18 protein-coding genes are annotated in these 20,054 nt (G+C 59.3%); all 18 read right to left on the minus strand.

What is annotated here, in order from left to right; all coding sequences use genetic code 11:
* Positions 1–69 precede the first annotated feature (69 nt).
* Positions 70–522, minus strand: coding sequence for a cell division protein SepF (locus ACP8J1_RS07810; RefSeq protein WP_023021208.1), 453 nt, complete (start codon positions 520–522; stop codon positions 70–72).
* Between the two features lie 104 nt (positions 523–626).
* On the minus strand, positions 627–1,325 hold the full coding sequence (locus ACP8J1_RS07815) for a YggS family pyridoxal phosphate-dependent enzyme (protein WP_023021207.1): 699 nt from the start codon (positions 1,323–1,325) through the stop codon (positions 627–629).
* A complete protein-coding gene (gene pgeF, locus ACP8J1_RS07820; RefSeq protein ID WP_023021206.1) occupies positions 1,325–2,056 on the minus strand; it encodes a peptidoglycan editing factor PgeF in 732 nt (243 codons plus the stop codon). The genes ACP8J1_RS07815 and pgeF overlap by 1 nt, the downstream gene beginning before the upstream one ends.
* A 24-nt stretch (positions 2,057–2,080) precedes the next feature.
* Positions 2,081–3,400, minus strand: coding sequence for a cell division protein FtsZ (gene ftsZ, locus ACP8J1_RS07825; RefSeq protein WP_023021205.1), 1,320 nt, complete (start codon positions 3,398–3,400; stop codon positions 2,081–2,083).
* A gap of 311 nt (positions 3,401–3,711) precedes the next feature.
* Positions 3,712–4,383: a cell division protein FtsQ/DivIB gene (locus ACP8J1_RS07830; protein WP_023021204.1), complete on the minus strand. Its 672-nt coding sequence runs from the start codon at positions 4,381–4,383 to the stop codon at positions 3,712–3,714.
* Positions 4,383–5,846 (minus strand): UDP-N-acetylmuramate--L-alanine ligase, encoded by a 1,464-nt coding sequence (gene murC, locus ACP8J1_RS07835; protein WP_023021203.1) that lies wholly within the window; start codon positions 5,844–5,846, stop codon positions 4,383–4,385. The genes ACP8J1_RS07830 and murC overlap by 1 nt, the downstream gene beginning before the upstream one ends.
* A complete protein-coding gene (murG, locus tag ACP8J1_RS07840) occupies positions 5,847–6,947 on the minus strand; it encodes an undecaprenyldiphospho-muramoylpentapeptide beta-N-acetylglucosaminyltransferase (RefSeq protein WP_023021202.1) in 1,101 nt (366 codons plus the stop codon). It abuts the gene before it with no gap.
* Positions 6,948–6,970: 23 nt separating this feature from the next.
* A complete protein-coding gene (locus ACP8J1_RS07845) occupies positions 6,971–8,371 on the minus strand; it encodes an FtsW/RodA/SpoVE family cell cycle protein (protein ID WP_023021201.1) in 1,401 nt (466 codons plus the stop codon).
* 28 nt (positions 8,372–8,399) lie between these two features.
* Positions 8,400–9,791 carry a UDP-N-acetylmuramoyl-L-alanine--D-glutamate ligase gene (murD, locus tag ACP8J1_RS07850; protein WP_023021200.1) on the minus strand — a complete coding sequence of 464 codons (1,392 nt, stop codon included), beginning with the start codon at positions 9,789–9,791 and terminating at the stop codon, positions 8,400–8,402.
* A 42-nt stretch (positions 9,792–9,833) separates the two neighbouring features.
* Complete coding sequence (mraY, locus tag ACP8J1_RS07855) at positions 9,834–10,940, minus strand: phospho-N-acetylmuramoyl-pentapeptide-transferase (RefSeq protein ID WP_023021199.1); 1,107 nt, start codon at positions 10,938–10,940, stop codon at positions 9,834–9,836.
* A 30-nt stretch (positions 10,941–10,970) separates the two neighbouring features.
* Positions 10,971–12,500: a UDP-N-acetylmuramoyl-tripeptide--D-alanyl-D-alanine ligase gene (locus ACP8J1_RS07860; protein ID WP_302518094.1), complete on the minus strand. Its 1,530-nt coding sequence runs from the start codon at positions 12,498–12,500 to the stop codon at positions 10,971–10,973.
* Between the two features lie 2 nt (positions 12,501–12,502).
* Positions 12,503–14,038: a UDP-N-acetylmuramoyl-L-alanyl-D-glutamate--2,6-diaminopimelate ligase gene (locus ACP8J1_RS07865; RefSeq protein ID WP_023021197.1), complete on the minus strand. Its 1,536-nt coding sequence runs from the start codon at positions 14,036–14,038 to the stop codon at positions 12,503–12,505.
* Positions 14,039–14,047: 9 nt separating this feature from the next.
* On the minus strand, positions 14,048–15,916 hold the full coding sequence (locus ACP8J1_RS07870) for a peptidoglycan D,D-transpeptidase FtsI family protein (RefSeq protein ID WP_034655422.1): 1,869 nt from the start codon (positions 15,914–15,916) through the stop codon (positions 14,048–14,050).
* Positions 15,917–16,123: 207 nt separating this feature from the next.
* Positions 16,124–16,900: a cell division protein FtsL gene (ftsL, locus tag ACP8J1_RS07875; RefSeq protein ID WP_023021195.1), complete on the minus strand. Its 777-nt coding sequence runs from the start codon at positions 16,898–16,900 to the stop codon at positions 16,124–16,126.
* Entirely contained in the window at positions 16,897–17,937 is a 1,041-nt protein-coding gene (gene rsmH, locus ACP8J1_RS07880) for a 16S rRNA (cytosine(1402)-N(4))-methyltransferase RsmH (protein WP_023021194.1), read from the minus strand. The genes ftsL and rsmH overlap by 4 nt, the downstream gene beginning before the upstream one ends.
* A 158-nt stretch (positions 17,938–18,095) precedes the next feature.
* Positions 18,096–18,530 (minus strand): division/cell wall cluster transcriptional repressor MraZ, encoded by a 435-nt coding sequence (mraZ, locus tag ACP8J1_RS07885; protein ID WP_005324499.1) that lies wholly within the window; start codon positions 18,528–18,530, stop codon positions 18,096–18,098.
* A gap of 451 nt (positions 18,531–18,981) precedes the next feature.
* On the minus strand, positions 18,982–19,380 hold the full coding sequence (locus ACP8J1_RS07890) for a DUF3040 domain-containing protein (RefSeq protein ID WP_023021193.1): 399 nt from the start codon (positions 19,378–19,380) through the stop codon (positions 18,982–18,984).
* Between the two features lie 109 nt (positions 19,381–19,489).
* Positions 19,490–19,921: an SAV_6107 family HEPN domain-containing protein gene (locus ACP8J1_RS07895; protein WP_023021192.1), complete on the minus strand. Its 432-nt coding sequence runs from the start codon at positions 19,919–19,921 to the stop codon at positions 19,490–19,492.
* Between the last annotated feature and the right edge of the window lie 133 nt (positions 19,922–20,054).

The following is a 20,054-nucleotide window of genomic DNA, read 5'->3' on the forward strand; positions in this document are numbered from 1 at the left end:
GAGCCTATCTAATAGACCCCCGCAGGTGCCCAATCGGCACCCCACGGGGGTCAAGAAAAACTTACCGCTTTAGCGCAGGCCAGCGGCGCGCTCGAGCTCGTGCCTAGCGATGTCCGCAGACTTCGGCACGATAGAAAAGACCTTGCGCTCGGTATCCAATCCCTTGGTGAGGTTAAGCATGCGCCCTTCCAAGCCGAAGCAGAGACCGGCAGCGAAGTCGATGAAGCGCTTTGCGGTGGCCTTGTCGGCGTCGGTAAGCTCAAAGACCACTGCGTCGCCGTCGCGGAAAGGCTCGCCCACCTTGGCAGCGTCATTGAAAGACGTCAGCGAAATAGCCACGATGGTCGGCACAAACTCTTCTTTCACCGGAGCAGGCTCATAAGACTGCGGAGCACGACGCGGGGCGTAGGCGGAGGAGGCATTTTCGGAATAACGCGGCTCCTCGCTGTAGTAGGCATCGTCTTCTTCGATGTCCACCGGGCCCAGCCCGAAGAAATCCTTCGTCTTATCAATGAATGACATTTTTGGGTCTCCCTCTGACCTAAATTTGTACAAGTCTAAACGCGCAAAATGTGTCTAGTGTGACTCATGTGATTTACGCTGTGAAATGCGCTTTTGCAATGCTTTCAACCTACTGGCCGCGGCCCCATGATACTGGTTCCGACACGCACGATATCGCTGCCCGCAGCAATTGCTTCGGCCATGTCCGCGCTCATTCCAGCAGACAATTTCAGCGGGCGCTTCAGCGCGGCAGATAGCCGGTCGACCTCATCTCGCACACCGCGAAAGACCTCGCCCGCATCGGCGTCGAGGGGCGGGACTACCATGAGGCCAGCGAAGTCGAGGTGTTCGCTTCCTTCTACTGCTTCGACGAGCTCGTCGAGCGCGTGGCGTGAAACGCCTCCGCGAGCGTCATCGCCATCGGCAGACACTTGGACAAAGACCGGCAGGTTGCTCTCGCGTTCCCCTCGTTCCTTTGCCAAGGCGACGCCCCGTTCCAAAGCCTGAGCAAGTTTGAGGGAATCAAGCGAATGAACGCTGGCCGCCCAACGAGCCACGTGATTGGCCTTTTTGGTCTGGATCTGGCCGATCATATGGAAACGCAGCTGTGGCAATTCGGCAGCTTTGGCGCGAGCTTCTTGCTCCCGGTTTTCGGCAACGTCACTAACCCCGAGTTCAGCAAGTAGGGCGATATCCGCAGCTGGATGAAACTTCGTCACCGGCAGTAGCTGCGGGGGCTTGCGGTCTGCTTGCGCCGATAGCCGTTCAATCTCAGCTCGAGTAGCGGCGAGATTTTCTCGTAGCTGTGCTTTACGGTCTGCCATTAGTTAGCCTCCAACCAGATCAGCCCGGCCTGGCGGCCGGTAGTGCCTTCGCGGCGATAGGAAAAGAAATTTTCGTCTTCAATTGTGCAGCGCGGATCGGATTCAATCGCGGTGATGCCGAGGCCCATGAGCTGGCGAATCAAACCTGCGCGAACGTCAATTCCCCAGGTTCCTTTCGACGTCCGCGTCTTCGAACCGGGCAGCCGACGTTCTACATCCTCAGCCATCTCTTTCGGCACCTCGTAGTTTTTGCCGGAGGCAGCTGGTCCCATAACCACCTGGATGCGCTCGGGCTGAGCGCCGAGTTTCTCCATTTCGCGCACGGTATTGACGATGATGCCGTTGCGGGCGCCCAAGCGGCCAGCGTGGGCGGCGGCGATGACACCAGCGGCGACGTCGACAAACAGAACCGGCGTGCAATCTGCAACAAGGACGCCCAGCCCAAGGCGGCGCTGCGTGGTGACAATCGCGTCGGTGGCTGGCACAGGTTCATCCTGTGGACCATCGATAACGGTGACTGTATTGGTGTGTAGTTGTTCCATCCACACGATATCGTCCACGCCGGTCACGCGTTTTAGGCGATCTCGATTCGCAGCAACCGCGGCGGGGTCATCGCCAACATGGTGCCCTAAATTAAAAGAGTCATATGGAATAGCAGACGCCCCGCCGGCACGGCTGGTAAAGACCATGCGGACGGGGCGTTTGGTGCGATGTTCCTCGTTTACTGGCATGCACACCAGCGTAGCGCTTTGCGCTTAGCGCATGAAGGAAGGCACGTCCAGATCGTCGTCGCCATCATCATCGCGGCGCTGGGATGGGCGAGACAAACGGTAGTCATCACGACGCTCCTCGCGGGAGAAACGGTCAGAATTGGTGAACAGACCGGTAGATTCTGGGCGGCGCTCCTCGGCAGGGCGCTCTGGGGTGTAGCGCTCCCGCTCCTGGCCGGCACGCGGCTCGTAGGAGTGGCGCGGGGAGTAATCATCTTGTACCGGCTCGGCCGCACCAGGCTGTGCCGGAGCCGGGGTGACGGGCTCTGCGGCCGCGCGCTGGCGATTGTCAAAAAGGGACCCTGGCTTGCGCTGTTCCTGCTGCTTCTGCGGTTGTGCAGCGGCCTGGGTCATATTGGCCTCGGCATCAAAGCCGGTGGCAATGATGGTGATGCGGATTTCATCACCCAAGGTGTCATCGATGATGGTACCGAAGATAAGGTTGACGTCTTCGTCAGCGCGCTCCTCCACCATGGAAGCCGCGGCATTAACCTCGTGCAGGCCAAGGTCGGAGCCGCCGGCGATGGACAACAGCACGCCCTTGGCGCCTTCCATCGTCGATTCCAATAGCGGGGAATTAATGGCCTGCTCGGCAGCGGTCATGGCGCGATTATCGCCGCGGGCAGAGCCGATGCCCATCAGGGCAGAGCCGGCGTCGGACATGACGGAGCGGACGTCGGCAAAGTCGACGTTGATCATGCCTGGGATGGTGATCAGATTGGTAATACCCTGCACACCATTGTGAAGCACCTCATCGGCGGCGCGGAAAGCCTCAACAATGGAAAGCTCTTCCCCACCGAGCTGCATCAGGCGGTCATTCGGAATAACGATAAGCGTATCGCATACCTCACGCAGCTCTTCGATGCCGGCCATAGCCTGGCGGGTACGGCGGGCACCCTCGAACTTGAACGGACGGGTGACAACGCCCACGGTCAACGCGCCCATCTTCTTCGCGATGGATGCCACAACCGGAGCGGCACCGGTGCCGGTACCGCCGCCTTCGCCAGCAGTCACGAAGACCATATCGGAGCCTTGCAGGGCGTCTTCGATTTCGGACTTATGATCTTCTGCGGAGGTCTTGCCCACCTCAGGATTAGCGCCGGCACCGAGGCCACGGGTGGCCTCGCGGCCGATATCCAGCTTGGTATCGGCATCAGAGAAGATGAGGGCCTGAGAGTCAGTGTTGATGGCGACGAACTGAACGCCCTTGAGGCCTTCTTCGATCATGCGGTTGACGGCGTTGACGCCGCCACCGCCGACGCCGACGACCTTGATATCCGCGAGATTGTTATTGGAAGAGATCATGTGAGTTGGTCTCACCTTTCGCTACTTTAAGTCTGCACGTGCATTAAACGAGGAATGTAATGCGGTCCGCCGAAGGCGAATCGCGTTCCTTTCCATCTTTAACGACAGCCGTGTAATTTTCACGCACATTTTGCGCGTGTCGAGACCCTCAAGTTGCACTTTAGGGTTGTTCACCTGCGGTTTTGTTAGTCACACCCGCACCATCCGCCCCACGTTGGTGCCAGAGCAAAAGGCCCCTGCAGCGCACGCGCTTAAGCGGCGCTGCAGAGACCAGAGAGGGGATAAAAAATGCGCGCGGGGGCACCCGTCCCCTATCCGCGGGTGGTGACCAACTCAGGGTTGGAAATATTCCACTCGCGACCTTCCATCTTCAACACGGTGGCAAAGGCACGCGCCTTGTCATCATCATTGGAGTCGCTCGCGCCCCAAAAGACGCGGCGGCCATCCTTAGTGGTAAAGATGAGCGAGTATTCATCGGCCACATCAAGGGTTCCTACTTGGTTGCGCACATCATCCGATAACGCAGCGATCGCGCGCACCGCGTCTTGGGTTTGGCGGGAGCCGCTATCAACAGAACCAGTAACCTCAACCGCGCCAGCGGGAGGCTCCGCGGAGGTAAATTCCTCGCCCTTATCATCAATCAGGAAAGGCTTATTATCGCGTTTTACAAAAGCCACAGCCTTGTGTTCTTCCACATTGATAGTCAAGGTGGAGGGAAAATCGCGCGAGACAGTTACCGAATCAACCCAATCCAATCCAGCAACACCGGAGGCTGCCTTGCCTGCATCTACGCGCAGGAGGTTTTCTCCTTCGGCAACCCCAGCGGCCTCCTCTACCTGCGCGGCATCAAGCTGGTGGGTACCTTCCACCTGAAAATGGCGGACTTTTAAGATGGGCACCGTCCACACTACGACGGCAATGATCAAGGCTACGACAACGACAGCTGCACTGATCCCGGCAATGAGCTTAGTGGATACGCGCACTAGCTCGCCCGCAATTCATCGAGAATTTCTGCCGCGACCATAGTTACCGAGCCAGCACCGATGGTCAGCACGACATCGCCAGGTTCTACGAGCGAAACAACGTCGCGGGCAGCGGCAGAAAAATCTGGTTCGAAGATGACCTGCATGTCGCTTGGCATCTTATCGGTAATGATGCGGGAGGTAATTCCCTCCACAGGTTGTTCGCGCGCGCCGTAGATGTCGAGGACTACGGCGGCGTCGGCAAGCGAGAGCGCTTGGGCAAACTCGGCGTCGAATTCCATGGTGCGCGAGTACAGGTGCGGCTGGAAGCAGGCGATGACACGGCCGCCGTGGCCTTCGGCCTCAACCTTTGCCCGAGCGGCGCGCAGAACTGCAGCAACCTCGGTGGGATGGTGCGCATAGTCATCAAAGACGCGCACGGGCTTTCCCTGCTTGTCGACGCTCCCCCGGTATTCAAAGCGCCGGCGCACACCGCTAAAATCAGCCAATCCCTCAGCAATGGCAGCCGGGGCGCCACCAGAAAGCACACCAGCCAACAAGGCACCCATCGAGTTAAGCACCATGTGGTGTCCCGGGATCTGCAGCTCGTAGCGCACAGTTTCAGAGATGCCAGGAAGGTTAACCTTTACGGTGGTGTCCATCCCTTCAGCGGTGGTCTCCTCGCGTTCCAGCTCAGCGGCCAGCGGCACGGTAGAGGTAAAAGACTTGTCCGCTGCGCCATAGGCCACGACGTTGATGCCGCGCTCCTGCGCACGCTCGCCTGCTTGGGCGGCGTGCTCATCCTCGGCGCAGACAACAAGATAGCCGGTATCTGGGGTGACCAGGCCAGCAAAGTCATCGAAGACCTTGAAGTAAGCCTCCTCGCTGTGGAAGAAGTCGAGGTGATCGGGCTCGATGGTCGTCAGCACCGCAACATCGGGGCTGTAGCGCAGCAGGGAGGCATCGGATTCATCAGCCTCGGCGACAAAGGCCTCACCGGTGCCGCCGTGGGCGTTGGTGCCCGCGCGATTGAGCTGGCCGCCGATGGCAAAGGAAGGATCGAGACCTGCGTGTTGCATCGCACTCACGGTCATCGACGTCGTGGACGTTTTGCCGTGCGTGCCGGCTAGCAATACCTGCTTGTGGCCTTCCATCAATGCGGCGAGCAAATCGGAGCGGCGGATGACGGGGATATCGTTTTCCTGCGCGGCTACTAGCTCCGGATTGTCTTGCGGAATGGCAGCGAAGGAAGTCACCACGACGGTCGGCAGTTCACCCGATAGGCGCAGGTTTTCGGCAGCGTGCCCGATGGCGATCTTCGCGCCCATGGTGCGCAGCACCTCCACCGGGGTGGAGTCTTTTACATCGGAACCGGTAACCACGGCGCCGCGCGTGGCAAGAATTCGCGCCAGCCCCGACATGCCAGAGCCACCAATGCCGATAAGGTGAACGCGGTGGAGATCGTAGTGTGCGGGATCAGTCATTTATTTTTCCTTCCTTCCGGCGGCGGTTTCGGCCTCGGACACGCGGGCAGCGATGCGGTCTGCGATGGTATTGGCCACGTCGCCGGCGCTGGCGTGGGCGGCGGCATGCGTCATCGATGCTAGACGTTTAGGGTCATCGAGAATGCCGCGCACCTCAGAGATAAGACGCTCAGGGGTCAGCTCCGCATCGGGAATCTGGATGGCAGCGCCCGCCTCGACCACTTCACGGGAATTGAGCGCTTGTTCACCGTTACCATGCGGCAACGGCACGTAAATCGCTGGCAGCCCTGCGGAAGATACTTCGGCAACGGTCATAGCACCGGAGCGACATACGACGAGATCGGCTACCGCAAGGGCCGAGCCCATATCCTCGATATACGGCAAAGCAGCGTAGTTCGGATGTGCTGCGGGCTCGTCATTCTTCTTGCCATAAGCATGCAGGAGCTGGAAGTCCTTGGCTAGGTCCTCCACTGCCCCAGCAACCGCGCGGTTGATGCTGGCTGCGCCTTGGGAGCCGCCGGTAATGAGGACGGTGGGAAGCTCGGCCAAGTTCCACTTGGTGCGCGCGCCTGCAGCAAGGGACCCGTCCGGGTCCTCCGCCAAGCTCGGGCGCACGGGAATGCCCACGACCTCACCTGGCATTCCGGAATCCGGGTGGGCGTTGAGACCGATGCCGCCCATTTTCACGCCGAGTTTATTGGCGATTCCGGCTAAGGCATTGGTCTCCAAAACATAGAACGGGATCCCGAGGGAGCGCGCAGCAATATAGGCTGGGCCCGCCACGTATCCGCCGGTGCCAAAGACAACGTCTGCTTCGACGTCCTTGAGTACCTGCTTGGCCTCCCTCACCGCGCGGGAGAGGTTAAACGGTAGCTTGAAAAGCTGCGCGTTGATTTTGCGCGGAATCGGCACGGGGGTAATTAGGCTAAGGTCCACGCCTCGGGCGGGAATGATATCGCGCTCAAGGCCTTTTTCGGTACCGAGAGCGGTGATGCGAGCGCCGTGGCGCTCGCGCAAAGCTTCGCCCACGGCAAGGGCGGGTTCAATGTGTCCGGCAGTGCCGCCACCTGCAATGACGACGGAAATAGGCGTGGAATTCATAGCCTAAAGGCTACCAGCGCCACCTATCGATAGCGGCGCTCGGCGCGCGGATAGCGGCGGCCGCTTCCAGTCACCGGGCGACCAAATTGCTCTTCGCGCACACGGGAGCGCGGCTCCTGCGGGCGGGCGTGACGCCCCCGCTGCTTCTTTTTCGGCTTAGATACCGGCTGCGGCTCGCCAATGAAAAAGAGGCGATCAAAAAACGGGCGGCCAAAGTTCTGCATTGCGGAAATCTGCATCGGCTCGTGGCGCGCTACATTGCACAGCACGCCCATCGAACCGATGGTGATAATCGCCGCGGTACCGCCGGCGGAGATCATGGGCAGCTGAATACCGGTCACTGGCAGCAGGCCAATGACATAGCCAATATTGACGAAGGCCTGGGTAACCACACCGATGGTCAACGAGGCGGCGAGCAAAGATTGGAACTGATTCTGTGCCCGCATCGCGGTGCGCAGGCCCACATATCCCAAAGCGGCAAAGAGGAAGATAACGAGCGCGCCGCCCCACCAGCCAAGCTCCTCACCCACGATGGCGTAAATAAAGTCATTCTTCGCCTCTGGCAGGTAGAACCACTTGGCGCGGGATTGGCCGATGCCAACGCCCCAGAAGCCGCCGTCGGCAAGCGAGAGAAAGCCCTGGTAAGACTGGAAACCAGTGCCTTGAGTATCAGAGATATTGCCCAACAAGGCATCGAAATAGGTGTGGAAGCGATTCGAGCGGAAACCGCCTTTCAAGAAAATCCCGATCAACCCCAAGACCGCGGCAACGCCGATCGTTGCGGGGACTCTCCAGTCAACGCCGGCGAAAATGAGGGTAAAGACCACCACGATGGCGAAGGACAGCGCCATGCCCATGTCCCCTTGACCGACGATGAGCAAAAACATTCCTGCAGAAATAAAGGAATACATCATGAAGGGGTCAGAAAGCTTCATGGATTTGTGTTCCTTGTCGGCCAGGACGCTCGCACCAAACATGCCTACGGCAATGCGCGCGAGCTCCGAGGGCTGCAAGGAAAACGGACCGAGGTAAATCCACGACTGCGAACCCACCTCTTCACGGCCGGTGCCTACACCGGGGATGAGCACCGCAATGAGCAAAATAATAGAAAGACCCACGATCCACGGCACGCATTTGCGCAACGTATGTGGCGAGACCTGCAGGCCCAGCCAAAAGGCAAGGAGACCAAAAAACACCATGACGCACTGCCGTAGCGCCTGGTTCCACACCCCGCCGTCCTCCGTCAATGACGTGGCCATTGAAGAGGAAAAGACCATGAGCACACCAATGCCCACGAGCGTGAAAATGATAAAGCGCAACAGCTGATAATCCAGGCCGGCCTGCTGGCGGGCTTGCTCGCGCAGCTCACGAACGCGGTCGCCAAAGCTCTTGGAGCGCGGGCGCTGCTGGGAGGTGGCCGTCATATGTTCTCCTGATCTTCAATATCTAGCTCTAGTCGCGGGTGAGCTCCCGCGCGGCTGCGGCAAAGAAGTCACCGCGTTGAGCCATGCCGGTATACATATCCAACGATGCCGCAGCCGGTGCCAAAAGGACGGTATCCCCGGCTTCGGCGTGTTGCAGTGCAGCATCCACCGCTGCATTCATGGCCGCGGCAGGGTCGTTGCTTTCGATAACGTCTACAGGTGCATGTGGTGCGTGTTCGGCCAGTGCCTGGGCGATTTCTTGCCTATCCGCGCCGAGAACTACCGCGGCCTTGATCTGGGCGGCGTGCTTGGCGACGAGCCCGTCTACCTCCGCCCCCTTCAACTGCCCGCCGGCAATCCATACAACGGAATTGAGCCCTTTTAGCGCTGCATCCGCTGCGTGTGGGTTGGTGGCCTTGGAGTTATCGATGAAACTGATACCGGAATGCTCATGAATCACAGCGCCACGGTGCCCGGCGACGGTATACGCTGCCAGCCCCTGCGCGATGGAGCGCGGGCTAGCGCCTGCCAAGCGCGCGACGCTTGCTGCGGCCGCAGCGTCCAAGACTCCTGCCAAGCCAGCGGGCTCGATACCCTCGGCGGAAGCGAGATCCTCCCGCTCCTGGGTGAGCCGAGAGAGAAGGCGGCCGGCGCTTACGCCTACCTCCCCCTCTGCAGGTTCAACGGCGGTAAAGCCGTATAGATTAGCTGTATTCTCGGCGTAGCGCACCGCCGCGGCATCGTCCTTGCCCACGACGGCGGCTTGGCCGTCGAGCACCTTGGCTTTGGCCTGCGCATAAGCGTCGAACGAGCCATGCCAATCGAGGTGGTCTTCTGCCAAGTTCAACAGCACGCCCACATCTGGGCGCAACTGGCTAGACCAGTGCAGCTGGAAAGAAGAAAGCTCGGCACAAAGGACGTCGACGCGAGGGGTGGCGGTGAGGGCGTCGAAAAGCGAAACGCCAATATTGCCCACCGCCAGTGCGCGCTTGCCGGTGCGCTCGGCATCGGCCTGCATAATCTGGGCCAACATTCCGGTGGTGGTGGTTTTGCCGTTAGTTCCGGTGACCACTAACCAGGTGCGCGGTGCCCCGAAGACGCCGGATCGGTCCAAGCGATAGGCAAGCTCCACATCGCCGATCACCTCTACCCCAGCGTTCTGAAAAGCAACCAACAAAGGCGAGTCAGGACGCCAGCCGGGCGAGGTAATCACGAGGTCAAACTCGCTTTGGGCAGCGGAGTCAACGGAAACCGTAGCTACGCCGTAGTCCTCCGCCAACGCCTCTAGAGCATCTTCGTTGGAATCTGCCACGGTAGTATCCACGCCGAGTCTGGTGAGCATAGCGACGCAACCGCGCCCGGATACTCCCGCCCCAGCCACGAGCACGCGACCGCGCAAGGAGGATGGCAACTCGGTCATCTGTTTTTCCTCTTTCCTCGATAAAACTAGAAGGCGTGAGTCTTAAGAACTAAAACCGACCGCGGACAGCCAGTCACCATAAAAGATGCATACGCCGGCAATGGCGGCCATGGCGCTGAGCAACCAAAAGCGAGTGACCACGGCGGTCTCTGCCCAGCCACCGTTTTCAAAGTGATGGTGGATGGGCGCCATGCGGAAAAAGCGCTTTCCGGTGCTGCGGAAGACGATGATCTGGATAACCACGGAGACCGTCTCAATAACGAAGATGGCGCCGATGATGATCATGAGCAGCTCGGTACGGGTGGTCACGGACAGGCCAGCGACGAGACCACCGAGTGCTAGTGAGCCGGTATCGCCCATAAAGATTTTCGCCGGTGCGGCATTCCACCACAAAAAGCCCAAGCAACCACCCAGGCCAGCTGCAGCCAGCACTGCGAGGTCGAGTGGATCACGGACCTCATAGCACCCCGCCGCAGGCGACACCGCGCAAGAATTGCGGAACTGCCAGAAGGAAATGAGCGCGTAGGCTCCCATGACCATCGCAGTGGTGCCGGCGGCCAAGCCGTCGAGGCCGTCGGTGAGGTTTACGGCATTCGACCACGCCGCGATGAGTAGATAGAGAAAGACCAAGAAAACGATGGTGCCGATAATGGCGCCGCCTACGGCGATATCGAAGGTGTCAAAATCGCGGACGAAGGACAGGTTTGTCGACGCCGGGGTCAAGCCGTGTGCATCGGGGAACTGCAGTGCCAAGATGCCGAAGATAAGCGCGACGGCTAGTTGACCTACCAGCTTGGCGGTCTTATTGAGGCCGAGGTTACGCTTTTTAAACAGCTTGATGAAGTCATCGGCAAAGCCCAGTCCGCCCAAGCCCATGGTGAGGAAGTAGACCAAGAGACCGGAGGGGCTAAAGCCACCGTTGCCCGTCACGCGGGCGTAAATGCCCACCACAAGGTAGGCCACAGTGATGGCGAGCAAAATCGCCAGTCCGCCCATAGTTGGGGTGCCGCGCTTGCGTAGGTGCAGCTGTGGCCCGTCCTCACGGATTTCCTGCCCCTTGCCTACGCCGGAAAAATAGCGGACCAACATGGGAGTGGTAAAAATCGCGACGAGGAAGCTGAGGATGCCCGCGATAATGATCTGAGTCATTGCTAGAGGTCTTTCTCCTTGTACTGAGGACTAACGGCGATTGAGCTTTTCTGCCACGCGCCACAGGCGCTGGGCATTCGATGACTTTATGAGGACAACGTCTTTGGCCTCGCGCTCCGCCCAGTCTTCAATGCCGGCAGGCGCTACCCTAATGATGTCTTCGACCGCCGCCGCAGCGGTGTCAACATCTGGGCTGATAGTAGTATTTATACCCTGCGCCCGTGCGGCCTCGACCATCGCCCTCATATTCTCGTTATCTCCCACGGCCACGAGGTAGCCAACGTGGTATTTGGAAAGGACCTCGCCCAATGTGCGGTGGGCAGCCACCGCTTCGCCGCCGAGTTCTCCCATCTCACCGAGCACGGCGATGGCACGGGCATCCGGACGGGCGGCTGAGGTATAGGCCAGCGCGGCAGTCGCCGCGTGCATGGAATCGGGATTGGCATTATAGGAGTCATCGATGGTGGTGACTCCATCGCGGCGGGTGCGTACGTCCATGCGGTGTTCGGAGGCATTTTGGTGCCCCGATAGCGCGCTGGCTACCACCTGCGGGTCCATGCCTGATTCAATGGCTGCGGCCGCCGCTGCCAAAGCATTGGATACTTGGTGCCGGCCAAAGACCTGCAGTTTTACTGGAAGCGGGTCTGTGCCCGGCGCATGCAGCACGAACGAGGGGCGGGCCACATCATCGAGCTGGATATCGCTGGCGTAGTACTGGGCGTCGGCAGCCGGCGGCTTATTTGCCGAGTAGTAAACCACCTTTGCTGAGGTGCGTGGCGCCATGCCGGCGACAAAGGGATCATCGGCATTGAGCACAGCGACCCCGCCCTCAGCGGCCGAGGGCAGGGCCTCCACAAGCTCGCCTTTGGCTTGGGCGATGTTTTCACGCGAGCCAAACTCGCCTAGGTGAGCGGTGCCGACGTTGAGCACTACGCCCACGGTGGGTGCGGTAATAGTTGTCAGGTGGCGGATATGGCCAATTCCGCGGGCAGACATTTCGGCAACAAGGAAGCGAGTGTGCTCATCACAGCGCAAAGCGGTATAGGGCAGACCGACCTCGTTATTAAAGGAACCAGGAGGGGCAACGGTATCGCCCTCTGCGCGGAAAATAGTGGCCAGCAGGTCCTTGGTGGAGGTCTTTCCGGCTGAGCCGGTCACACCGACTATCTCTAGGCCCTGCTCCGCGGTCAGGCGGCGGGTGACTTCCCTGGCAATATCGGACAGCGCCTGGACAACCGCAGCGGCAGAGCCGTCCTCGTCGTGAGCATAGATATCCGCGTTCGCAGCATCACCGGTAACGCGGCCTTGAGGCTTGACGACGACCGCCGGAACGCCGACCGGCCGCGCGGCAAGCACCGCTACAGCGCCCTGCTCAATGGCCTTTTCCGCATAGTCGTGGCCATCCACTCGGGCGCCGGGCAGGGCAAGAAACAACCCGCCTGTGGTTACCTTCCGGGAATCGAATTCGATGAACCCGGTAACGCGCTGGTCTGGGTCAGAAACGCAATCGAGGCTGCCCCCGGTGATTTCGGCAATATCGGCAATAGAAAGTGGAATCATGACTACTCCTTCGCATCCCTAAGGGTATCGCGCTGTAGGGTTCCGGCCAGTTTCTCCTCGATGGCGCGTGCCATTTCTTCGCGGTCATCAAAGTGCAAGGTTTTCCCGTTAATAAGCTGGCCCACCTCGTGGCCCTTGCCGACGACGATGACGGCATCGCCTGGCTCGGCCCAGTCAACGACTTCATCGATGGCACGGGCACGAGAACCTACCTCACGAATATCGCCCTGGGGCGCGGCTTCGCGTGCACCGTCCACCACCGCAGCACGAATAGTGGCAGGGTCCTCAGAGCGTGGGTTGTCATCGGTGACCACAGTGAGGTCAGCGCGGGTGGCCGCGGCAGCGCCCATGATGGGGCGTTTTGAGCTATCACGGTCTCCGCCGGCACCGACGACGATGCCGACGCGCCCCTTGGTTCCTTCTAGTTGGCCGCGCAGAGTATCAAGCACCGCGGCGATAGCTGCCGGCTTATGGGCATAGTCCACCACGGCCACAAAGTCTTGGCCCCGGTCAATACGCTCCATACGACCGGGAACAGCGACCTTTTCCACGCCCGAGAGGAACTCCGCCGGCTCCTCTCCTACCGCTACGGCCATGCCCAGCGCCAAGCAGGCATTGGCGATATTGAACTCGCCAGGCAGTGGCAACCGGAAGGAGAAATCGGCACCGTCATAGTTCAAGGCGACCTCTTGGGCGCCGGTAGCCTCGGTGGCGGTTTGGTGCGCAGAAATCGTGGCCGCAGCCCCCTGAGTGGCCACCGTGGTTACGGGGTGGCCAGCGCTCTCGGCGACGCCGCGCATGCGCCCGCCCCACTCATCATCGAGGCAGATTACAGCCTGCTCGGCCGCCTGTTCCCCAGCAAAGAGCTTGGCCTTAGCTTCAAAGTAGTCCTCCATGGTGGGGTGAAAATCAAGGTGATCCTGGCTTAAATTCGTAAACCCGCCCACGGCAAACCGGGTTCCGCGAACACGCCCCAACTCCAGTGCATGCGAAGATACCTCCATCACCACGTGGGTGACGCCCTCGCTTTTCATGCGCGCGAATAGCTCTTGCAAGGTAGGTGCCTCGGGAGTAGTAAGCGAGGTAGGAACCGGGGTGCGGTTAATACGAGTACCGGTGGTACCGATAAGCCCCACGGAATGCCCAGCATGGAGCAGGCCAGCTTCAAGCAGGTAGCTCGTGGTGGTCTTGCCGGAGGTACCGGTGACGCCAATGACCGTCAGTTCCCGGGTGGGGTGGCCATAAATTTCAGCGGAAATCGGACCGAGCACGGCACGAATATCGTCCACCACCACAATGGGGCGGGTCTCTTGGGCCCGGCTGAGCAGGTCGAGTCCGGCGGCGTCGGTAAGCACAGCCGCAGCCTTAGTATCGCGGGCGAACTGCGCGCCGTGTGCACGGGTACCCGGCAGGGCGGCAAAGAGCGCGCCCTCAGGCAGACGGGAAGAATCCAGCCCGCACGCGGAGACCTCCACGGAGGCATCACCAATGACGCGCCCGCCAGAAAGCTGGGCGAGAGTATCCAATGAAACGGTCATACTAAGCTCCTATTGTGCCCGCAGGGTCAGCCGCGGTGCTGGTTTCGAAGTCGGAATATTGTCACGGTTGAGCAGCCAGGAGGCGATGTCTCGGAAAATCGGCGCTGCCGATTGGCCGCCGCCTCCATTGTCCTCCACACCGGATTTGGGTTCATCCAACATGACGGCAACGACGAAGCGCGGATCATCGGCCGGTGCGATACCGGCAAAGGTGATCCAATAGGCGGAGTTCGAATAGGCCCCGGTATTCGGATCGACCTTTTGAGCTGTACCAGTCTTGCCGGAGAGCTGATAACCCTTGAGTTGCGCATTACCGGCCGTGCCATTTTGCAGGCCAGCGTCATCGTCTTGGAAGACGGCCCGGAACATATCCACCGTTGTCTTGGCGGTTTCAGGGCTTATCACCTGGGTCTTTTTTGGCTCCTCCAGCTTTTCTTCCTTGCCGTCTGGCCCCTTCACAGAGTCAATGATGCGCGGCTCGATGCGCTCGCCGCCATTTGCCAATGTTTGGTACACGCTCGCCATCTGCAAGGTGGTCCAGGACTGGCCCTGACCAATGGGCAGGTTGGCGAAGGTGCCGCCGGACCATTGCTCCAGGTCCGGCACGCTACCGGCAGATTCATTCGGTAGTTCTACGCCGGTGGTATTACCCAAACCAAACTTTTCCAAGTACTTCGCGTACTTTTCTTGGCCCAATTTATCGGCAAGCATCAAGGTGCCCACATTGGAGGATTTACCAAAGATGCCGGTCGTTGTATAGGGCTCGGTGCCGTGCTGCCACGCATCGTTAACGGTCACACCCGCCATATCGATGGATCCCGGAACCTGGTGCACCTCGTCCGGGGTGGTCACTCCCTCTTGCAATGCGGCAGCAGCGGTAACCACCTTGGCTACAGAGCCTGGCTCATAAGGGTGCGAGACGCTGTGGTTTTCAAAGTCTTTGCCCTCATCGAGCTGATCCTCAATATTCTTGTTGGGATCTACGGTATCGGTATTGGCCATGGCGAGAACTTGGCCGGTCGCAGCATCAAGGACCACAGCCTCCGCGCCAGAAGCCTTGGAGTTGGCCTTGGCCTTCTCCAGCTTTTGCTGCACATAAGTCTGCAGGTCCAAATCGAGGGTGAGGGTGACATCGCGGCCATCAACGGTATCAACGACATCACGGAGCGTGCCGGGGATAACCTGGCCATCCGCGGATACGTCCTCGGTTGACTGGCCGTCAATGCCGGTTAGTTCCGTATCGCGCGCGGCCTCGAAGCCAAATTGGCCATGGCCATCCATGGATACCTTGCCCACGACATTCTCCCCAATAGCGCCATTGGGGTACTGGCGAATGTCTTGCCGGTCCGCTGCCACTCCGTGGTACTTATTGGAAATCTCTACGGCTACATCCGGATCGACATTGCGCACCAATACCTCGTATTGGGTATCGGCCTTGAGCTTATTAAGAATGTCTTCCTTTTCCACCTTGGAGGTCGAAGCTCCCGAATCCTCAATCATCTTCGGGATTCCCTCCGCCATGTCTTTGAGGGTCTCCTCCATTTTCTGGTTGAGGAAGCTATCGAGCTTCTTATCGTCCATACCCTCAGTCGAGCCGTCATTCTGGGCCTCGATTTCGGCCTTGTCTTTTAGCTCATCGCGCAGACGAGTAGGTGAGACGGTCAAGGACCGAGACTTCATCGTATAAGCCAAGCGCTGGCCGTCGCGGTCTAAAATCTCTCCCCTACGGGCCGGCTCAATATAGACGCGCTCGCGCTGAGTTACGGCCTTGGCGGAAAGGTCCGGACCCCATACGAGCTGCACCCAGGCTAGTCGGCCGACAAGGACAACCATAGCCACGAGCACCACGGAGACGATAATGCGCAGACGCTTGCGCATCAGCTTCTTTTGCGGCACCGCGGAGCTGGTGGTGCGGCGCGGGCGGCGCCTAGCCCTACTTGGCGTAGTCACAGTCCAATGTCACCTTCCCTATTTCCGCCACAATTTCTTGCGTGTATTGATTGTGCCCTACAAAAGTCAGAATGCCCGCGCCACCACGCGCGAGCATCATCATTTTCACCGAATATTCTTTCCTAGCTTCTCCGGCTACTCGGCGCGGCTGGCGTACGGCGCACGTGCGGGAAGGTTGGGGCGCGCGTTATCCTGCGCGGCGCCGGTATTCCTGTCATCACCGCCGCGGGTGGTGCGCTGTTGGCCTTGCGGCACGGCGTTTAAGGAATCCGAGAGGCCTTCAGTATCCTTCGGGTCGCTGGAAGCTTGGCTGGGGCGGATAGGTTCTCCGTTTACGTCAATAAGCTTTTCCGTATCCGGGGTGCCTTCGCGCTTATCGACGATCTTTCCATCGCCGCCGACTTCCGCAATACCTGGCTGCTTAGGAATGGCCATGCCCATTTCATCCGCACGGCGCGCGATGTCTGCAGAAGAGCTGAGATTTTCTGCATCACGGTTGAGGGTTTCAATCTGGTTATCCAGTTGGGAATCCTGAACGGTGAGCTGTTGGATGGCAAAGGTTTGCTTGGTAGACAAACCGGACAGCCACATTGCCACAGCTACGCCGACGATGAGAAGCGTAAGCGCGATGACAGACAGGCGGGCAAACAACCCGCTCTTCTTAGTCTGCGGCTGCAGCTGCCGGCCGCGGAAGCTAACAACCTGCTTCGATCCCAGGCGGTTTGTGCTGCGGCTGCGGTGCGGCACCCGGGTGCGGCTCGGGGCACGCTTCGTGCTGGGACGCTCACGCAGCGCCGTCGGGGCTCCGGTATCGATTCCGGTGGTGAAGTCTCGGCTGGCGCCCATGGTGCGAGTGGCCTCTCTGTCGCGGCTGTCAGTCTTTAGGTGGTTTCGACGTGGGATTGTGCTCATGGCCTGCCTCCCGGCGGTAGAAATTCTGGCATTCCCTCGAGCCTTTCGATGGCACGAACACGCACCGACGCGGCCCGGGAATTTTCTGCAATCTCCTCTTCGGAGGCCTTTTCCGCGCCTCGCGTCACGATTGTGAACTTCGGCGCGGTGCCAGGAAGGTCCATTGGCAGTCCGGCCGGAGTTGTGGACGTGGTCAATTCTTTAAAGGCCGCCTTCACGATGCGGTCTTCCAAGGACTGGTAACTCATAAATACGGCACGGCCGCCTACCGATAGTGCTTGGGTAATAACCGGCAGCACATTTTCGATAGCCTCCAACTCGCGGTTGACCTCGACGCGCAAGGCTTGAAAGGTGCGCTTCGCGGGGTGTCCCCCTGTACGCCGGGTCGCGGCCGGAATGGCGTCGTAAAGCAGCTCAACTAAGCGCGCGGAGTTAGTAAAAGGCTCCTTATCGCGCTCCTTCAGTACAGCCGAGGCAATTTTCCCGGCAAAACGCTCATCGCCATAGGTCTTGAGGATCCGAGCCAAATCACCGTGCGAATAGGTGTTGAGCACATCCGCCGCAGTAATCCCCTGCGAGGGATCCATACGCATATCCAGCGGTGCATCCGTCTTGTACGCGAATCCGCGGTCCGCCTGGTCGAGCTGCATCGAAGAAACGCCAAGGTCAAAGAGGGCTCCGGCAAGGCCAACGCTGCGGGCCAGATCAAAGTTATAGCCCTCGCCTTCCGCAATGGCACTGCCCAACTCATCAAAGCGAGCGTTGACGCCAATGAAGCGATCGCCATAAGGAGCTAGACGTTCGGTTGCGTTGCGCAGCGCCTGCTGATCGCGGTCTACGCCAATCACTCGGACATTGGGGAAAGCTTCTAGAAAATAGCGGGTGTGGCCGCCGGCGCCCAAGGTGGCGTCAACAAGCACGGCATTATCCCCCGCCGTTTCTACTTGGGGGCGCAGGAGATCGGCCATGCGCTCGCGCATGACAGGCACATGGCCGTGATTATCAGCCACGTCATAATTTAGGTTTTCAATAGCCATGTCTCCCCGCAACCCCCTTTCTTCGAATCCCGGACTTCCAGTGGTGGAAAGCATGCGAGTGCGTATAGGGCCCTGTCCGAGGCAGGTTTCTGGTATCGGGGAAGTACACCAGAATCATCCGCCTCGGACAGAGTCCTTACACGCACTCTTGTGCAGGCTTAGAGCAAGCCCGCCAGTACGTCATCGGCATCTGCGGCCGAATAAGCATCTTCAGTTTGCGACTGGTACTCGGCCCACGCGGCCGCGTCCCAAATTTCGAGAAAGTCCACAGAGCCAACCACAACGCATTCCTTGGACAGGTTCGCGTACTCCCGATGCCCCGCGGACAACGTGATTCGACCATGCCCGTCCGGTCGCTGTTCGTCCGCACTTGCTGCCAAGTTGCGAATGAAAGCGCGTGCTTCTGGGTTGGTTCGAGAAACCGCCGCTGCCTTCCGTGCTCGTGCCGCAAACTCCTCCCGTGGGTACACGGCCAACGAGTGGTCCTGCCCCTTGGTGACCATAAGGCCACCCGCGAGTTCATCGCGAAACTTTGCCGGAAGCGTAAGACGTCCTTTGTCATCGAGCTTCGGAGTGTAGGTTCCGAGAAACATCCCGGCATCCACCTTCCTTACTCGAAAACTCCGGATTCTCTCACTTCAGAATCGAGACGTTGAAGCCCCTCTTTCCTCCGCTGCGCCCCACTCTACCCCACTTTCCCCCACCTAACCCACTTATTGCCGCGTGTCTTTCAGTTAGTCCACAATTTCCCGCAGCTAGATAGCGGTTTCTTCAGTGGGAAGAAATCCCCTAAAAGACCTTGACAGCCCACTACAGCCACCCCTTACGCACCACCCGCAACACCAATATAATGCGCCCCGATTCCCTCACCTCCCCCATATCCTGTGTTATCAAGGCGTTTTGACTGGACTAACGGGAAAGCTACCCCACAACAGCCCACCGAACGCTTCTCCGGTGGGGCAAAGTGGGGAATTTTGGTTGGATACAAAAATCCCCGGTCAACCTTTACTGGGTCGACCGGGGTGAGCTTGAAAATGAAAAGCGCTAACGCCCCTCAAAACGGCGGCGGAAGTTTTCCTCCAGCTTATCGCTGACTCCACCCCTACGGGCGGCAGACTTCTTTGCACGGACACCAGAATCACGCTTCTCCACCGAATAGCCGGAGCCATCACCGCGCAGCATCCACACACCAGCGGCAAACATCACTAAAAAGCCCGCAATGGAAAGCGCAATAAACCACAGGCTCTGTTGTGCGAGGGCAACACCGCCAATGAGCATGCATAGACCGACAACAACGAGTGCTACGCCACGCAGGGTTACCGCGCCGCCAGAGCCACCGAACGACGCAGGCTCAGAAACGGAAGCGCCAAACTTAGGATCATCAGCAAGTAACGATTCCTCAATTTCACGGAGCGTACGCTGCTCCTGTTCAGAAAGAGACACTGTTCCTCCAACTAGGGTTTGGGCTTCGGGCGGCAATAGTTCTACTTATACTAACGCCCAGAATAATCAGTATGTTCCCTAAAAGGTAGTGAGCGCCCCCACGCAGTGACTACGCAGCAAAAGAGCCAAAAGAAGTCTCTAACTCACTTTCATCCAAGAACTGTGCAGCACGCTGCATAAGACCGTAGACAAAATCCCCGCCCGGGACTTCATCCAAGCCCGACGCTACGCGAGCGCGGGTACGCGAATAGCCCTTAAAAGATTCAGCCCACCGCTTTTCCTCCACACCTACGAGCGCTAGCCGGTCCCATGCGCTAGAGGGGAGGCGGCGACGTCGAGCCACCGCCGATACAGCTACCCGCGCCCCCGCGGTGCGAAGGGCCGATTGGTACGCCACCTCTAAAGCTTGATCGAACCGCCCTTCAGCCGCATAACCGCGTGCGGCATCCAATAATTCTCGAGCCTGAAAGAGGAACCGCGCTCGCTTGCCGCCCGCCCGGCCATAAGAACGGGTACGCGTTGCCGAAATAATCTGTGCCATTGCCTTTGTCCTTAACTAAATAAATAACGTCGTTGGTTTTGCCCATTGACCCTAAGGAAGCCGCCGGACATTTCACCCTTAAGAATAGTGCACCTGTTCGAATTAGACAAGGGTATACCCTGCGCACAAGGTT

This window comes from Corynebacterium sp. LaCa_205, assembly GCF_057458085.1.

Excerpts from the sequence above, each read along its gene's own strand:
- ACP8J1_RS07810 (WP_023021208.1), bottom strand. The coding sequence starts at position 522 with ATGTCATTCATTGATAAGACGAAGGATTTCTTCGGGCTGGGCCCGGTG.
- ACP8J1_RS07815 (WP_023021207.1), bottom strand. The coding sequence starts at position 1,325 with ATGGCAGACCGTAAAGCACAGCTACGAGAAAATCTCGCCGCTACTCGA.
- pgeF (WP_023021206.1), bottom strand. The coding sequence starts at position 2,056 with ATGCCAGTAAACGAGGAACATCGCACCAAACGCCCCGTCCGCATGGTC.
- ftsZ (WP_023021205.1), bottom strand. The coding sequence starts at position 3,400 with ATGATCTCTTCCAATAACAATCTCGCGGATATCAAGGTCGTCGGCGTC.
- murC (WP_023021203.1), bottom strand. The coding sequence starts at position 5,846 with ATGACTGATCCCGCACACTACGATCTCCACCGCGTTCACCTTATCGGC.
- murG (WP_023021202.1), bottom strand. The coding sequence starts at position 6,947 with ATGAATTCCACGCCTATTTCCGTCGTCATTGCAGGTGGCGGCACTGCC.
- ACP8J1_RS07845 (WP_023021201.1), bottom strand. The coding sequence starts at position 8,371 with ATGACGGCCACCTCCCAGCAGCGCCCGCGCTCCAAGAGCTTTGGCGAC.
- murD (WP_023021200.1), bottom strand. The coding sequence starts at position 9,791 with ATGACCGAGTTGCCATCCTCCTTGCGCGGTCGCGTGCTCGTGGCTGGG.
- mraY (WP_023021199.1), bottom strand. The coding sequence starts at position 10,940 with ATGACTCAGATCATTATCGCGGGCATCCTCAGCTTCCTCGTCGCGATT.
- ACP8J1_RS07860 (WP_302518094.1), bottom strand. The coding sequence starts at position 12,500 with ATGATTCCACTTTCTATTGCCGATATTGCCGAAATCACCGGGGGCAGC.
- ACP8J1_RS07865 (WP_023021197.1), bottom strand. The coding sequence starts at position 14,038 with ATGACCGTTTCATTGGATACTCTCGCCCAGCTTTCTGGCGGGCGCGTC.
- ACP8J1_RS07870 (WP_034655422.1), bottom strand. The coding sequence starts at position 15,916 with ATGCGCAAGCGTCTGCGCATTATCGTCTCCGTGGTGCTCGTGGCTATG.
- ftsL (WP_023021195.1), bottom strand. The coding sequence starts at position 16,900 with ATGAGCACAATCCCACGTCGAAACCACCTAAAGACTGACAGCCGCGAC.
- rsmH (WP_023021194.1), bottom strand. The coding sequence starts at position 17,937 with ATGGCTATTGAAAACCTAAATTATGACGTGGCTGATAATCACGGCCAT.
- mraZ (WP_005324499.1), bottom strand. The coding sequence starts at position 18,530 with ATGTTTCTCGGAACCTACACTCCGAAGCTCGATGACAAAGGACGTCTT.
- ACP8J1_RS07895 (WP_023021192.1), bottom strand. The coding sequence starts at position 19,921 with ATGGCACAGATTATTTCGGCAACGCGTACCCGTTCTTATGGCCGGGCG.